We start from the raw sequence: 15400 nt of genomic DNA, 5'->3' as shown, positions 1-15400 counted from the left end.
TGCTGGCCCTAGTCTGTCGATCGTGGCGATCGTCGTCGGGCTCCTGTGCGTGCTGGTGGTCGGCCTGCTCGGCCTCGTCCTGGCCTTCGCCCGCGACCGCGGGCAGCTGCAGCGCCAGCTCGCCGACACCCAGGCGCACGTCGCCCAGCTCGAGTCGGACCTCGACGCCGCATTGCGTCCCCCGCCGCCGAGCAACTCCGCCGAGCGCGCCGTACGACGGGTGATCCGGACCGCCTCGAGGGTCCGGTCCCACGGCATCACCGGACTGATCCAGAGCACCGTCGAGGACCTGCAGACCTGGGCCAGCGACGACGAGCGCGCCGACATCCTCAACATGGCCGCGTCCGACGGCACGGTCACCCTGTTCTTCTCCGACATCGAGGAGTCGACGCCGCTCAACGACCGGCTCGGCGACGCGACCTGGGTGAAGGTGCTGGCCGCGCACGACCGGGTGCTGCGCACGCAGATCGAGAAGTACCGCGGCCAGGTCGTGAAGACCGCGGGCGACGGGTTCATGGTGGCCTTCCGCGACAGCGAGGCCGCCTGCCGCGCCGCGCTGGGGATCCAGCGCGACCTGCCCCGCGACGTGACCCTGCGCCGTTACGGGCCGATCCTGGTGCGGATCGGGATCCACACCGGCCAGGTGGTCGCTCGCGACGGCGACTACTTCGGCCGCAACGTCGCCATGGCTGCTCGCGTCGCCAACCTCGCCCACGGTGGCGAGATCCTGGCCAGCGACGCGGTGCGGGTCGCGCTCGATGACGACGCGGCGCTCACCCTCGTGGAGCGGGACGCGGTGGAGCTCAAGGGGCTCGCCGGCGAGCACGTGGTCTGGGAGATCCTCCCGCCGGCGAGCTGATTCCCCTCAGACCGAGAGGATCACCGACGAGCCGTGGCCGAACAGGCCCTGGTTGGCGGTGATGCCGACCTTGGCGCCCTCGACCTGCCGGCCCTCGGCGCGGCCCTGGAGCTGCCAGGTGAGCTCGCAGACCTGCGCGATCGCCTGGGCGGGGACGGCCTCGCCGAAGCAGGCCAGGCCACCGGACGGGTTGACCGGGATCCGGCCGCCCAGGGTGGTGTCGCCCGCGCGGAGCAGCGCCTCGGCCTCGCCGCGCTTGCACAGCTGGAGGTCCTCGATCCAGTCCAGCTCGAGCGCCGTCGAGAGGTCGTAGACCTCGGCCACGTCGACGTCGGAGGGGTCGATGCCGGCCTCCTCGTAGGCCGCCTGGCCGATCGACTCCTTGAACGTCCGCTCGGGCACGCCGGTCAGGGCCGACGAGTCGGTCGAGAGCAGCGGCATGTCGATGACCGTGTTCGGGAAGGTCGGGGTGACCGTCGAGACGGCGGAGACGGTGACCGGGGAGGCGATGCCGTGCCTCTTGGCGTACTCCGCGCTGGTCAGCACCACCGCGGCGGCACCGTCGGAGGTCGCGCAGATGTCGAGCAGGTGCAGCGGGTCGGAGACCATCGGCGAGGCGAGGACCTCCTCGACCGACGACTCCTTGCGGAAGCGGGCGTTGGGGTTCTCCAGTCCGTGCTTGGCGTTCTTGACCTTGACCTGGGCGAAGTCCTCGGCGGTGGCGCCGTAGAGGTCCATCCGGCGCCGCGCGTAGAGGGCGAAGTACGCCGGGTTGGTCATGCCGAGCAGCCGGAAGCGCAGCCAGTCGGGGTCGTTCCAGCGCTCACCTGCGTTGGGAGCCAGGAAGCCCTTGGGCGTGGTGTCGGCGCCGACGACCAGCGCGACCTCGCTCATGCCGGCCAGGATCCGGGCCCGGGCGGTGTCGATGGCCTGGGCGCCGGTCGCGCAGGCGGCGTACGACGTCGCGATCCGGGCGCCGTTCCAGCCCAGCGCCTGGGCGAAGGTCGAGCCGGCGACGTACCCGGCGTACCCGTTGCGCACGGTCTCGCCGCCGACGACGAGGTCGACGTCGGCCCACGCGATGCCGGAGTCCTTGAGGGCCTCACGGGCGGCGTGCACGCCGTACTCCGTGAAGTTGCGGCCCCACTTGCCCCAGGGGTGCATCCCCGCACCCGCGATCACGACGCTCATGCGACAGGCCTCCAGCGGTAGATGGTGCGCTCACCGGTCTCGTCGACGTTGAGCGTCTCGACGACCAGGTCGACCTCGGTGCCGACCTTCATGTCACCGACGCCGAAGCCGTCGGCCACCTGGCCGAGCACGACGATCCCCTCGGGGAGCTCGACCGCGGCCAGCGCGAACGGCTGGAACGGGTCGGTGGGCGCGACGTACGGCGCGGGGGGCTGGTACTGCGCGTCGGTGTAGGACCACACCCGGCCGCGCCGCGAGAGCTCGACGGTGTCGTGCTCGGTGCCGTCGCACGCGGGGTTGCGGCAGTAGAAGGCAGCGGCGCCGGCGTCGCCGGAGACCGGCGGGAAGACGACGTTGCTGCACGTCGTGCAGCGCGAGGCGAGGAGCCGGGGCTCGTCGCCGGTGGTGAACCAGCCCTCGATGACGGGGGTCGCGGTCATGGAAGCTCCCTGAAAGTAGAACGTGTTCCTATTCTACCGGGAGTCGGCCCTCAGCCGGTGCGGAAGTCCCGGCCACCGAAACCGTCGGCGCCGGCTTCGGCACCGAACGGGATCCGGTACGCCGTCTCGGCCCGCGCCTCGCCCCCGAACCAGCGGGTGCGAATCAGGTCGACCTGCGCGACCGGCCAGTCCGCGTCCGCGAGCTCGCCGAGCACGTCCGGCCCGGACAGCATCCGGTCCAGCGGCGAGCCGGGCCGCACCGCGGCGATCGAGGCGATCACGACCGCGGGCCGGAAGCCGCGCCGGTCGACGTACACGTGGACCCGCTCCGCCGCGGTCCCGACCGCACGGGCCACGGTGGCCAGGGTCGCCAGGTCGCCGTCGAGGAACACCGTCACGTCACCGCCCGTGACCTCGACCCCGACCGGGCGCACCACGACCGGCGGCAGGTCCGAGAGACACTCGGCGAGCACGCCGGCGAACCGGCCGGCGTCGTGCTCGACGACATTGCCCAGCGCCGCGATCGGTACGTCGACCCGGCTCGTCTCGACCGGGAGCACGCCCGGCAGCTGGGCCAGCCGGCCGCCGAGCGCGCGCAACCGCTCCACCGCCTCGGTCGGCGGGACGAACGCAGCACGCAGCATCATGGGGCACCCTCCGCCGGACCTCATCGGCGGGCAGGGGGCGTGGTCGAGGCGAACCGCGCAGGAAAGTGGCTACTGCCCCGGGTCGGGCGTGCCGCCGGGCGTCGGGGCCGGCGGCTTCTCACACCTCACCGTGTCGGCGGGCGTGTAGACCGTGTGGAACTTCTCGGTGTGGTCGACCGCGCTGTCGCCGTGCTTGTGGAAGATCCGGGTGACGTCGACCTGGAAGCCGGACCAGCCGTTGTTCGGCTCGCAGTCGGGCGTGGTGAGGGTGCGCACCTTCGGCGGGACCTGCGCATAGCGGTTCGACGTCTTCGAGTCGATGTCCCACTTCTTGGTGGACCACATCTGGACGGTGACCTTGCCCTGGCGCGACCAGGTGCTGGGGACGACCCAGGCGTGGATGAGCACGCCGTACTCGGTGTCGTTCTGGAAGCGCAGGTCGACCGTCGGCCAGGCGACGGTGGCCTCGCGGCCGACCGGGTAGCGGTCGATGTAGAACGAGTGCGGCTTGTGCTGGATGTCCTTGAGGCCGGCGAAGAACATGGCGTTGAAGGTCGTCGTCGCCATCTGCGAGACGCCGCCGCCGAGGTCCTTCTTGAGGATGCCGTTGCTGATGATGTAGCCCTCGGTGAAGCCGTTCTCGGCGGTGCGCTCGCCGACGATGCCGTTGAGTGAGAACTCCTCGCCTGGCTTGAGGAGGGTGCCGTCGATGAGCTCGGCGGCACGACCGATGTTGATGTTGCGGTAGTCGGCGTGCGGGTAGTACGTCGAGAACTCGGAGACCTTGTCGACGATCTTGAGGTTCTCGGCGTCCTTGGTCGTGAAGGCGGCGTCGGTGACCTGCGCGGTGACCGGGCCGCTGCGGGAGCCCTCGGGCGCGGTGAGCAGGCCGAGGAAGACCTGGGCGGCCTCGCCGGAGTCGAAGGTGACGCCGGGCTTGGCGGGGACGATCTTCGGCTTGCCCTTCTTCGAGATCTTCACGGTGGCGTCGACCGGGGCGCCGTTGGACGTCGCGCCCTTGACCAGCTCGGTCAGCGCAGCGTCGTCGACGACGGGGACGAGCTTGCCGTTCTCGGGCTTCATGGAGAGCACGCCGGCGAACTTGGCCGGGGTCAGCTTCACGTCGTTCTCGCCGAACTGGAGCGTCACGGCGTTGGCCATCGCCGGGTTGGCGAAGGAGTCGAGCGCCTCGGCGACGTCGGCGGCGTCGATCTCGGGTTGGGCGGGCGCGACCTCGAGCTCCACCGACTTCTCGCCGGCCAGGAAGGCGTCGGTGATGGCAGTGCGGGCCTGGTCGCGGTCGACGGCCTGGCCGGCCTGCGGCTGCGTGGACTGCACGCCCTCGGCGGAGAAGGTGACCGTGCCGTCCTCGGGCGGCGTGCCGAGCCCCTCGGAGAGCTCGCTCAGCTTGTCGTCGAGCAGGTCCTCGTCGACGTCGACCACGGCATCGACCTTGCCGCCGCCGGTGAAATAGTCCCACTGGCGCGCCGGGCTCCAGGAGTCGCCGGCGCCGGCCGCGTCGACGGACGCGGCGTAGTCGATGGCCAGCCCGATGTCGCCGGGCTGCACCTTCGCGTCGTTGACCTTGCCGGTCGCGCCCTGGTGCCCGACGCTCACCGTGATCGGCGTGTCGGCACGCGAGCCGAAGGTCCTCTCGAGCTTGTCGATGGCCGCGGAGCGCGTCAGGCCGCCGACCTCGACCCCGGAGATGGTCGTGCCGCTCGGGACCTTGTCACCCGCGACGGCGTGCGCGGCGGCGTACCCGCCACCCGCGAGCAGGACGAGCAGCACGATGACGACGACGACGATCCTGCCGCCGGGGCGCTCGGCCTTGCCATCGGTGTCGGACTCCCAGAAGGTCACCGCGACATCCTAAGGAGGCCTTGCTCACCCTTCCGCATTGCCGCGCGGCGCACCACGCGGGACCAGGCCCACGAAGCCCGCCCCGAGGACCGCTGCACCGGTCGCGAGAAGCAGGTAGCCGGACGCGTCACTGGCGATCAGGTAGTCGCCTTCGGGTCGCGGCACGCTCGCCACGCCGAGCGCCGCGGTCCAGCCGAGGGCGAACGGCAGCCGGCGCCACCAGCCGCCGGGCAGGGCGACCAGGCTCGCCGCGGTCGCGGCGATGCCGAGCCCGAGGCCCCAGCCGTAGCCGTGCAGCGCGACGGTGCCGAGTCCGACCGCCGCGCCGAGGACGAGGCAGCCGAGCGCGACCAGGACGCGCACGCGGCTACTCGGAGATGCCGGCGAACAGATCGGTCTCCCAGCCGGTCTCGGCGTCGAGCGGCCCGGGGGTGCCCTGCACCAGCCGGAACTGCTCGCGACCGAACGCCTGCGCGCCGACGTTGTTGGAGAGCGCGAAGAACGGTCCGTCGGTCGTGATCTGGGTGGCGTGGGCACGCAGCGCGTCGAGCTTCTGCTCGACGTGGTCGCCGGCGTCGACCTCGCAGGTGATGTCCTCGTCGGGGCGGAACATCGGCGGCAGGTCGCCGTCGGGGTCCATCCCCTCGAAGGTCGTGGTGTCGCCGGCCTCGCGCAGGCGGCGCAGGCCCTCGCGGATCCGGCTCTCCGAGATCGCACCCCAGTAGATCTTGGTGATCGCCCAGGCCTCCCCCAGGTCGCGGCGGTACGACGGCGCCGCGGCCAGCTGGGCGGCGTACATCGCGACCCGGTGGGCCTGGATGTGGTCGGGATGGCCGTAGCCGCCGAACTCGTCGTAGGTCACCAACACCTGGGGGCGCACCTCGCGGATGACCGCGACCAGGTGGGTGGCGGCCTCGGTGAGGTCGGCGTGCCAGAACGCGTTGGCGTGGATGTCGTCGGCCGCGACGGCGTGGCCGTCCTCGTGCCACTTCATGCCGGAGTCGCGGTAGGTGCCGAACCCGCCGAGGAAGCGGTGGTCGGTGACACCGAGCGCCTTCATCGCGGCGTCCAGCTCGCCGCGGCGGTGCTCGCCGAGGCCGTCCTCCTTGTCGGCAGCGAGGTGCTCGAGCTCGGGGACCAGGATCTCCCCCATCTCGCCCGCGGTGCAGGTGACCAGCGTGACGCCGCGGCCCTCCGCGACGTACTTCGCCATGGTGGCGCCCTGGCCGATCGACTCGTCGTCGGGGTGGGCGTGCACGAGGAGCAGCCGGTGGGCGGCAGTTGCGGTCATGAGGACGAGCGTAATGATGGGGCCCATGCGGAACCCCCGGCGCCTCGCTCTCCTCGCCGTCGCTGCGGCCCTCGCCGGCACCTCGCTGTCCGGCTGCGCCCTGCTCGACGGGAGCTCGCGGCTCGAGGAGGCACTGGAGTACCTCCCCGCCGACGCCACCACCGTCTCCTTCGTCGACCGCGCTGCGATCGCCGACCGGGTCGGCGACGGGTCGCCGGAGACGGCGTACGGCACCGAGCTGTCGCGCTGGTCCGCGGTCATGGACGACGCCGCCTTCGACGACTCCGACATCGAGTGGGAGGCCGTCGCGAACGGCGAGGGGATCGGCCGGGTGTGGAAGATGTCCGACGACCTCGACTTCGACGCCGTCGCGGCCGACCTCGCCGACGCCGGGTTCGAGCGGTCCGGGTCCTCCGAACGCCCGGTGTTCGAGGCCGACCTCGCCGACGCCGACGCGACCGGCCTGATCGGCGGCCGCTATCCGGCGGCCCCGCTGCTGACGCTCGCGCTCGTCCCCGACGAGGAGCTGATCGTCTCGGGCTCCGACGTCCTTGCGTTGCTGGACGTCGTCACCGACGACGCCGACTCGCTCGCCGACGCAGGCAGCTTCGGCGACCTGCTCGACACCGCCGACGACCAGGACGCCCTGGAGTACGCCGCCTTGACCGTCGAGCCGTCGTGCGGCGGGTCCGGGCGGCTCAGCCCCGAGCAGGCCGCCCAGCAGTACGAGGGCCTGCTCCGTCCCGACGCCGGCATGGCGCTGTTCGCCACCGGCGGCCAGCTCTTCGGCGTCCGGCTGTTCGCGGACGAGAAGGACGCGACGGCGGATGCCGAGGGCCTGACGTCCTACCTCGACGAGGAGGCCGACGCCACCGGCTTCGACGCCGACCTCGACGTGGCTCGCGACGGTCGGGCGGTGCTGGCCACGGCCGGTCCCGAAGCCCGGCAGGTCATGGCGCAGGCGTGGTTGCGGGCGGACGGCCCCTTCGCCTGCCCGCTGGGGAAGTAGCGCCTACTCCGGGCGCTTGATCCGCTTCGGCGCGTCCGGGAGCGGCAGGACGAACCCCGCCTTGGTGGGCGGCTCCACCGGGCCCGGGTCCTCGTCGTCGTGGTCCAGCCAGCCGTCGTAGGTCTCCACCAGCATCTCGAGCTGGATCTCCGGAGCGTCGGTCACGACGGCCCACGGGTGGTCCTCGTCGTCGTCCTCGCCGGCGAGACGCTCGCGGACGACCTCGGCGGCGAAGCCGCCACGGACCAGCACCAGAGCGGCCGCCCGGGCGTCGTCCTCGTCGAAGAAGATTCCGCGCATGCGCTCATCCTCCCAGACCCGGACACGCCGGTGCCCCCGCGACCGATGGTTCGCGGGGTTCGGGGCGGGGTGGCTACTGGTCGGGCGGGCCGGTGTCGCCGGTGGCGTGGAGGGGGTGGGTGCCGCGGTGGTCGACGCGGAACCGGAACCCGCTGGGGCTGGTCCACAGGTAGGTCGCCGGCATCGGTGTCTCGTAGCGCCACAGTGAGTGGGTCTTCGCGCGGTGATGGCGCCGACAGAGGGGCACCAGGTTGCAGGGGCAGGTCGGACCACCCTGGCCGTAGGGGCGGGCGTGGTCGAGGTCGCACCGGGTCGCGGGGCGGGAGCAGTGGGGAAACCGGCAGGTGTGGTCCCGCAGCATGACGCGGGCCTTGTGACGCTCGGGGATCTCGTACGCCGTCACAGGCACGTGGTCGGCCAGGTCGATCACCGGCCGCACGATGATCGTGGTGCCCTTCGAGCGCAGCCATTCGCGGATCTGCGCGGTGGTGATCGGGCAGCGTCCCTCGTCCCAGCGGCCGACCGGATTCGTCAGCGGGTTGCCCTCGAGGAGGCTGGTGTCGGTGACGTGCACGTTCAGGATCACCGTGCGGCCCGGGACAGTCGCGACGACCTCGCCGGTGTCCGGGTCGGGGATCAACAAGTCCAGGGCCAGGTCCTGGCGGGCGAGCTCCGCGGCAGCCTTGGACCGGCGCACGTCGAGCGTCGAGTCGTCACCGAGCCGACCCAGGACCTCCGCTCGTCGGGCGACGGCCTGGTCGAGGTCGTGGCCATCGGCGGCGTCCAGCAGCCCGTCGAGGTGGACCATCCCGTGCTCGTCGACCTCGCTGATGTCGAAATGCCGATGGTCGGCGGCGGCCTTCCGTTCGGCCTCGACGCGTTCGGGGTCGAACCGGAGCATGGCTTCGGTGACGAGGCGTTCGAGCTGGGCCCAGCCGACTCCGGAGGCGTTCCACAACTGCCGGTCCACGAACCCAGCCGCCTCAGCACACAAGCCGTGGGTGAGGTCGGCGATCCGCTCGGCCCGCCACGGCGCCAACCGGCCCGCGATCACGGCGGCGTAGACGTTGGGCAGCCGCCAGGCACACTCGACGACGCGCCCGACATACGCCCTCCCACCATCAGGGGACCTGCCGAGGACCGCGACCAGCTCCATCAACGCGAACTCGCTGACCAGGGGTGCACCCGCACCTGCGATCGGGACACCGGTGTCGAGGTAGCCCTCGGTGATCGTGGCCGCCCCCTCAGGTGAGGTGACGACGTGGTCGCTCGCCCACTCCACGATCGCGGTCCATTCGCGGACCAGGGAGGCCTGGCGTCCTTCGACCTCGGCGCGCAGCCCGGACAGCAGGGCTGCTGTCGTGCGGGGCTGGGTTCCGAGATCCATGACTGGATTCTCCCACCCACCTGCGACACAATCACGCGTCGGAAACCCGCCTGTGGACAGGGGAAACTCGATCCGTGGGGTGTGGAGAACCGACGTCACCAGCTGCCACTGAAGTGGCGTCGCGGACAGTAGCCCGACCGCCAGACCCAGCCACCTCGACGCCTTCCTCGTCGCTGCCCATTCGGAACGAAACCGGCTACGGAGCCGAAGCCCGCGGACAGTTCCGGCAGCACGGTCAGGGGTCTCGAGACGGTCGCTGCGCGACCTCCTCGACCACCGGGGGATGCGGACCGTAGCCCGACCGCCGAACCCGGGCCACCTCGACGCCTTGCTCGCCAGCGCCTCTCAGAACGCAACCACTACGCAGCCGAAGCCCGAGCAGAGTTCCGGCAGCACGGCCAGGGGTCTCGTGACGGTCGCTGCGCGACCTCCTCGACCACCGGGGACGCTGCGCGACCTCCTCGACCACCGGGGACGCTGCGCGACCTCCTCGACCACCGGGGGATGCGGACCGTAGCCCGACCGCCAGACCCAGCCACCTCGACGCCTTCCTCGTCGCTGCCCATTCGGAACGAGACCGGCTACGGAGCCGAAGCCCGCGCAGAGTTCCGGCAGCACGGTCAGGGGTCTCGTGACGGTCGCTGCGCGACCTCCTCGACCACCGGGGACCCTGCGCGACCTCCTCGACCACCGGGGTCGCTGCGCGACCTCCTCGACCACCCGGAACGCTGCGCCACCGCGGACGACGAAGGCTCGGCTACCGTGGCGGCCGTGTCCGGACTTCACCTGACCCGCACCGCCGAGAACAGCGACGAGATCGACGCGCTCGCCGCGGCCCTGAGCGCCGATGGCGGCGGCCGCGTGGGGATCGCGGCGATGGCGCCCGACCTGCCGTACCGGATGCGCCGGACCTTCGCTCCGCTCCCCCGGATGCTCGGTCTCAAGGTGAGCAGCGCGTGGACCTGGGAGGCCGCGGACCGTCGGGACCCGAACTGGTACCCGCAGGGCATCACCACCTCGGTGCACACCGGCTTCCGGGAGGCGCACGGGCACGACGTGCTGGTGACGTCGTGGTACGCCCGCAAGGCCGGTGGGTCGCGGATCAGCGTGGTCGACCTCGAGCGCCGCCGCTACGGCCACGTGCTGCTGGTGGTCCCCACTGTCGACGACGGCAAGGCCGGCTTCCGGCCGCTGAAGGTGCATGCCGGCGGCATCGTGTGGCACGGCGACTTCCTCCACGTCGCGGCGACCGGCGCGGGGATCCACAGCGCACACGTGGCCGACGTGCTGCGGGTGCCGGCCGGGTCGTCGTACAACACCTTCGGGCACCGCTACGTGCTCCCCGTCCGGTTCACCCAGGAGAGCGGGCACGACGAGGGCGTGGAGCGGCTGCGCTACTCGTTCCTCACCCTCGACCGCAGCCACGACGAGCCGGCCCTCGTCGTCGGCGAGTACGGCTCGGCCGCGCAGACGCGGCGGGTGGCGCGGTTCGCGATCGACCCCGACAGCGGGCTGCCGCGGCACGAGGTCGACGGCCGCTCGGTCCCCGAGGTCGACGACCGCGGCGTGCCGCGGATGCAGGGCGTGGCCGCGATCGACGGCACCTACTACGTGAGCCGGTCGCGCGGTCGGCGCAAGCCGGGATCGGTGTACGTCGGCCGGCCCGGTGCGTTCCGCGAGCACCGGTGGGCGACCCCGCCGGGTCCGGAGGACCTGGTCTGGTGGCCGGAGACCGGCTGCCTGTGGTCGGTCAGCGAGCACCCGCGCAAGCGGTGGGTGTTCGGGATGCGCCGGGAGGATCTGCCGGCCTGACCGCGCGGCTCGGCAGGGCGCCCGAAACCTCATCCGAAGGTTTTCCGAAGACCGGCCCGTCATCCTCCTCGCGAGGGTCGACGTCCAGGCGGCCCCGACGGGACGACCGGAGGTTTCGCCATGCAGGGACGTTCGCTCGACGGGCCGGGAGGCGGCCGGCTGGTCGCGGTGCTGCTGTCGCTCGGGGCCGCATTGCTCGCCTGCCTCGTCGTCACCAGCCCAGCGGTGGCCGCGACGGTGCCGGGCGCTCCGACCGGCTTGGTCGTCACCCCCGGGGACGGCGTGGTCGACCTGTCGTGGACCGCACCGGCCTCCGATGGAGGCTCGGCCATCACGGGCTACCGGGTCGACGTGTCGACCGACGGTGGCGCCCACTGGGCGACCATCGGCACGACGGGCGACGCGAGCACGACGGCGCACTCCTCAGGCGTCATGAACAACGTCAGCTACCTGGTGCGCATCGCCGCGGTCAACGCCGTCGGCACCGGACCCGAGTCCGCCGCGTCCGCACCCTTCATCCCGTCGCCGCTGCCGGCGCCGCCCACCGACGTCTCCGGCGCGGTCTGGCCTGGTCCGGACGGCGAGGTGTTCGTGACCTGGACGCCCTCCCCGGCTCCCAGCGGCCGGACGCTGGCGAGCTTCCTCGTCCAGTGGTCGAGCAACGGTGGAGGCAGCTGGTCCGCGCCCGTCCCCACCGGCTCGGCGGGCGCCGCCTTCCTCGTGACGCAACTGCCCAAGGGGGCGACCTACCTCTTCCGGGTGGCGGCGAAGACCGACGGCGGCGTGGTCGGGACGTACTCGGTCGCCTCAGCACCGGTCCTCGTGCCGGCGGAGCCGGTCATCGTGCCGCCGACGGCACCGACCAACGTCGTCGGCATCCCCGACAACACGGCGGTGCACCTCACCTGGACCGCATCGACCGCCAGCGGCGGCGCGCAGATCAGCTTCTACACCATCGAGTGGTCGCTCGACGGCGTCACCTGGCCGGGCCACCTCGACAGCACCGGGAGCGCATCGCCGTCCTTCACCGTGACGAACCTGGCCAACGGCGTCGCGTACCGCTTCCGGGTCCAGGCCCACGACAACGGCGGCGCGGTGGGTGACTTCTCCGCCCCCTCGGCTCCCGTCGTCCCGGGCTCCGCTCCCGGCATCCCACCGGGCGGCCCGGCGCCCGCCACCAGACTCACCCTGACCGCGACGCCGCACGCGGTGACGCGCGGCCGCAAGGTCACCCTGTCCGGCACGATCAGCCCGGCGACCAACGGCGTACCCGTCAGCCTCCAGGTCTGGCGACACGGGTCCTGGACGACCCTCCGCGCCTCGATCGCCCAGTCCGGCTTCCGGTTCCGGCTCAAGGAGCGCAAGGTCGGCAGGCTCCGCTACCGCGTCGTGGCGGCCGCGACGGCGACGACCCTGGCCAGCACCTCGCCGGTGGTGAAGGTGAGGGTCCGGGACTGACAGCCCGTCAGGCCCGGCCCATCTCCTCGCGCAAGGCACCGAGGAATGCGTCGACGTCGTCCTCGGTCGTGTCGAACGAGCACATCCAGCGCACGTCGCCGGCGGCCTCGTCCCAGAAGTAGAAGCGGTGGCGCTCCATCAGCCGGCGGCTGACGTCGTGGGGCAGCCGGGCGAAGACGCCGTTGGCCTGCACCGGGTAGAGCAGCTCGACCCCGTCGATCTCGCGCACACCGGCCGCGAGGCGCTGCGCCATGGCGTTGGCGTGGCCGGCCAGGCGCAACCAGAGCCCGTCGGCGAGCAGCGCCTCGAACTGCACGGAGACGAAGCGCATCTTGCTGGCCAGCTGCATCGACAGCTTGCGCAGGTGCTTGAGGTGGCTCACGCCGTCGGGGTTGAGGATGACGACGGCCTCGCCGGCGAGGGCACCGTTCTTGGTGGCGCCGAAGGAGAGCACGTCGACGCCGGCGTCGGAGGTGAACGACCGCAGCGGTACGTCGAGCGCGGCCGCGGCGTTCGCGAGCCGCGCGCCGTCCAGGTGCAGGCGCATCCCGAGTCCGTGGGCGTGCTCGGCGAGCGCGCGCACCTCGTCGGGCGTGTAGAGCGTGCCGAGCTCGGTTGACTGGGTGATCGAGACGACCTGCGGCATGGCCCGGTGCTCGTCGTCGAAGCCCCAGGCGTGCTTGTCGACCAGCGCGGGGGTGAGCTTGCCGTCGGGGGTGGCGACGGGGTGCAGCTTGAGGCCGCCCATCCGCTCGGGGGCGCCGCCCTCGTCGACGTTGATGTGGGCGGTCTCGGCGCAGATCACCGCGCCCCAGCGGTCGGTGAGCGCCTGGAGACCGACGACATTGGCGCCGGTGCCGTTGAAGACGGGGTACGCCTCGACGCCGTCGCCGAACAGCCCCGCCATGATCACCTGCAGGTGCTCGGTGTAGGCGTCCTCGCCGTACGACACCTGGTGGCCGCCGTTGGCCAGCGCGATCGCGGCCAGCACCTCGGGGTGCACGCCCGCGTAGTTGTCGCTGGCGAACTGGCGGGCCTCGGGGTCGTGTCGCCGGTGCGCAGCCGTCGAGGTGGTCAGGGTCGCGGCGTCAGCCACAGTCGCTCTCCGTTCAGCTCGGCGCTCGGCCGGTCCCACAGACCGGCGATCGTCTCGGCCAGGTCGTCGACGTGGGTGAAGCCGGCGAACGCGGCGTCCGGGCGGGCGGCGCGCATCGCGTCGTCGAGGAGGGCCTTGACCACCAGGATCGTAGCGGCGGCGTCCCCGTCGGCCCGGGCGAAGGCGTGGCCCAGGGCGAGGGTCCAGGCCTCGGCGGCAGCCTTGGCGGCGGCGTACGACGCGTTGCCCGCGGTCGGCTGCCCGGCGCCGGCGGCGCTGACCACCACGAACCGGCCTCCCGACTCCACCAGCGCCTCCTGCGCCGCCAGGGAGGTGTGCTGCAGGGTGCGGACCAGGAGCGGCTCGAGCACCGCCCAGTGGTCCAGCGCCTCGGCCGTCAGGCCCTTGCCGCCGCGCCAGCCGCCGACGAGGTGCACGACGCCGTCGAGCCGGCCGTGGACGGCCACGACGTCGTCGATCCAGGACCGGGTCGCGTCCGGGTCGAGCAGGTCGACCACGCTGGCCTCGGCCTCCAGGCCGTCGAGACGGGTCGGGTCGGCGTCGGCAGCAGCGACGAGGACGCCGTCGGCCGCGAGCCGGCGTACGACGGCGCGACCGGCCGGGCCGCCGGCACCGGCGACCGCGATGACGCGGGTCATGCGGCGGCGGTGATGCCGCGGGTCTCCGCGATCACGTTCTTGAGCTTCTTGGCCAGGGCCTCGAAGAACATGCTCAGCGGGAACTCGTCGGCCAGCACGTCGTCGACCAGCTCGCGCGGCTGCTTGGAGAAGTCGAGCGCGTCGGCGCCGCGGGCCCACTTGGAGGCCGGGTGCGGCGCGAGGTAGCGGCTGACCAGCTCGTAGGCGGCCTGCCAGTGCACGATCTTCGGGCGGTCGATGCCGTCGCGGTAGAGCTGCTCGATCTCGGCGCACAGCGCGTTGGTGACCTGGGGCGCGAGGTCCCAGTCGATGCGCAGCTTGTTGTCGGTCCAGCGGATCGCGTCGTGCTTGTGCAGGTAGGCGAACAGCAGCTGGCCGCCGAGGCCGTCGTAGTTGCGGGTGCGCTCGCCGGTGACCGGGAACCGGAACATCCGGTCGAGCAGGATCGCGTGCTGCGCGTCGGCGGCGACCTCGTTGCCCTCCGCCTCGAGCTCGACGGCCGCCTTGAACGCGGTCAGGTCGCAGCGCAGCTCCTCCAGGCCGTACATCCAGAACGGCTGGCGCTGCTTGATCATGAACGGGTCGAACGGCAGGTCGCCGTGGCTGTGCGCGCGGTCGTGGATCATGTCCCAGAGCACGAAGGCGTCCTGGCTGCGCTGCTGGTCCTCGAGCAGGCCGCGGACCTCGTCGGGGAGCTCGACGCCGAGCAGGTCGACGGCGGCGGTGCCGACACGGCGGAAGCGGGCGGCCTCGCGGTCGCAGAAGATGCCGCCCCAGCTGAACCGCTCGGGCACCTCGCGCACTGCGACGGTCTCGGGGAAGAGCACCGCCGAGTTGGTGTCGTAGCCGCTGGTGAAGTCCTCGAACGCGATGCCGCAGAACAGCGGGTTGTCGTAGCGGGTGGCCTCGAGGTCGGCGAGCCACTCGGGCCACACCATCCGGAAGACGACGGCCTCGAGGTTGCGGTTCGGGTTGCCGTTCTGGGTGTACATCGGGAACACGACGAGGTGCTGGCGGCCGTCGACCCGCTCGGCGGCGGGCTGGAAGGCCAGCAGCGAGTCGAGGAAGTCCGGTACGCCGAAGCCCGCGTCGGCCCAGCGGCGCAGGTCGGCGACGAGTGCACGGTGGTAGGCCGCGTCGTGCGGCAGCAGCGGCGAGAGCGCCTCGACGGCCTCCACGACGCGGGTCACCGCGGCGGCGACGGTCTCGCGGGACGGGGCGCTGTCGGCGGCGAGGTCGACGGAGCCGTCGGCGAGCTGCCAGGTGCGGACCTGCTCGACGGCGCCCTTCAGCGCGTGCCAGGACGGATCCGCCACCACGGCGTCATCACCGGTGTCGATGCGGTCAGCGAGCGAGAGAACGTCCGTCATGAGACCTATTGAACAGGA

General features: G+C 72.1%; 15 protein-coding genes. 4 read left to right on the top strand and 11 right to left on the bottom strand.

The window, feature by feature from the left end; genetic code table 11:
- Positions 1 to 22: 22 nt before the first annotated feature.
- Positions 23 to 859: an adenylate/guanylate cyclase domain-containing protein gene (locus tag FBY23_RS08025; protein ID WP_141797666.1), complete on the top strand. Its 837-nt coding sequence runs from the start codon at positions 23 to 25 to the stop codon at positions 857 to 859.
- Between the two features lie 6 nt (positions 860 to 865).
- Here the strand turns inward: FBY23_RS08025 and FBY23_RS08020 are convergent, their stop codons facing one another.
- From FBY23_RS08020 to mshB, 6 genes are all read right to left on the bottom strand, one after another.
- Positions 866 to 2050, bottom strand: a complete 1185-nt coding sequence (locus FBY23_RS08020; RefSeq protein ID WP_141797665.1) for a lipid-transfer protein — start codon at positions 2048 to 2050, stop codon at positions 866 to 868.
- Entirely contained in the window at positions 2047 to 2490 is a 444-nt protein-coding gene (locus FBY23_RS08015; RefSeq protein WP_141797664.1) for a Zn-ribbon domain-containing OB-fold protein, read from the bottom strand. The genes FBY23_RS08020 and FBY23_RS08015 overlap by 4 nt, the downstream gene beginning before the upstream one ends.
- A gap of 50 nt (positions 2491 to 2540) precedes the next feature.
- A complete protein-coding gene (locus tag FBY23_RS08010; RefSeq protein ID WP_141797663.1) occupies positions 2541 to 3137 on the bottom strand; it encodes a hypothetical protein in 597 nt (198 codons plus the stop codon).
- 69 nt (positions 3138 to 3206) lie between these two features.
- The gene (locus FBY23_RS08005; RefSeq protein ID WP_141797662.1) at positions 3207 to 5000 is read right to left on the bottom strand and encodes a VanW family protein; all 1794 of its coding nucleotides are present in this window, start codon (positions 4998 to 5000) and stop codon (positions 3207 to 3209) included.
- 24 nt (positions 5001 to 5024) lie between these two features.
- Positions 5025 to 5363, bottom strand: a complete 339-nt coding sequence (locus FBY23_RS08000; protein ID WP_141797661.1) for a hypothetical protein — start codon at positions 5361 to 5363, stop codon at positions 5025 to 5027.
- Positions 5364 to 5367: 4 nt separating this feature from the next.
- A complete protein-coding gene (gene mshB, locus FBY23_RS07995) occupies positions 5368 to 6291 on the bottom strand; it encodes an N-acetyl-1-D-myo-inositol-2-amino-2-deoxy-alpha-D-glucopyranoside deacetylase (protein WP_141797660.1) in 924 nt (307 codons plus the stop codon).
- Between the two features lie 25 nt (positions 6292 to 6316).
- On the opposite strand from mshB, the gene FBY23_RS07990 reads away from it, so the two are divergent.
- Positions 6317 to 7300, top strand: a complete 984-nt coding sequence (locus FBY23_RS07990; RefSeq protein ID WP_141797659.1) for a hypothetical protein — start codon at positions 6317 to 6319, stop codon at positions 7298 to 7300.
- Between the two features lie 3 nt (positions 7301 to 7303).
- Here FBY23_RS07990 and FBY23_RS07985 read toward each other — a convergent pair whose 3' ends face one another.
- Both FBY23_RS07985 and FBY23_RS07980 read right to left on the bottom strand, forming a co-directional pair.
- On the bottom strand, positions 7304 to 7600 hold the full coding sequence (locus FBY23_RS07985; RefSeq protein WP_141797658.1) for a hypothetical protein: 297 nt from the start codon (positions 7598 to 7600) through the stop codon (positions 7304 to 7306).
- 73 nt (positions 7601 to 7673) lie between these two features.
- The gene (locus FBY23_RS07980; protein ID WP_141797657.1) at positions 7674 to 8987 is read right to left on the bottom strand and encodes an HNH endonuclease signature motif containing protein; all 1314 of its coding nucleotides are present in this window, start codon (positions 8985 to 8987) and stop codon (positions 7674 to 7676) included.
- A gap of 771 nt (positions 8988 to 9758) precedes the next feature.
- Between FBY23_RS07980 and FBY23_RS07975 the strand changes: the two genes are divergently transcribed.
- Together FBY23_RS07975 and FBY23_RS07970 are read left to right on the top strand one after the other, a co-directional pair.
- Complete coding sequence (locus tag FBY23_RS07975; protein WP_141797656.1) at positions 9759 to 10799, top strand: hypothetical protein; 1041 nt, start codon at positions 9759 to 9761, stop codon at positions 10797 to 10799.
- Positions 10800 to 10919: 120 nt separating this feature from the next.
- Entirely contained in the window at positions 10920 to 12257 is a 1338-nt protein-coding gene (locus FBY23_RS07970) for a fibronectin type III domain-containing protein (RefSeq protein WP_141797655.1), read from the top strand.
- Between the two features lie 7 nt (positions 12258 to 12264).
- Here the strand turns inward: FBY23_RS07970 and FBY23_RS07965 are convergent, their stop codons facing one another.
- The 3 genes from FBY23_RS07965 to FBY23_RS07955 are packed head-to-tail and all read right to left on the bottom strand — an operon-like array spanning position 12265 to position 15382.
- On the bottom strand, positions 12265 to 13353 hold the full coding sequence (locus FBY23_RS07965; RefSeq protein WP_141797654.1) for a low specificity L-threonine aldolase: 1089 nt from the start codon (positions 13351 to 13353) through the stop codon (positions 12265 to 12267).
- The gene (locus FBY23_RS07960; RefSeq protein WP_141797653.1) at positions 13332 to 14012 is read right to left on the bottom strand and encodes an SDR family oxidoreductase; all 681 of its coding nucleotides are present in this window, start codon (positions 14010 to 14012) and stop codon (positions 13332 to 13334) included. The genes FBY23_RS07965 and FBY23_RS07960 overlap by 22 nt, the downstream gene beginning before the upstream one ends.
- Positions 14009 to 15382, bottom strand: coding sequence for a DUF6421 family protein (locus FBY23_RS07955; protein WP_141797652.1), 1374 nt, complete (start codon positions 15380 to 15382; stop codon positions 14009 to 14011). The genes FBY23_RS07960 and FBY23_RS07955 overlap by 4 nt, the downstream gene beginning before the upstream one ends.
- Between the last annotated feature and the right edge of the window lie 18 nt (positions 15383 to 15400).

The sequence above is a fragment of the Nocardioides sp. SLBN-35 genome (assembly GCF_006715725.1).
Lineage (GTDB): Bacteria > Actinomycetota > Actinomycetes > Propionibacteriales > Nocardioidaceae > Nocardioides.
Note: the sequence above shows the minus strand (reverse complement) of the source record. Positions and strands in the feature narration are given on the sequence as shown.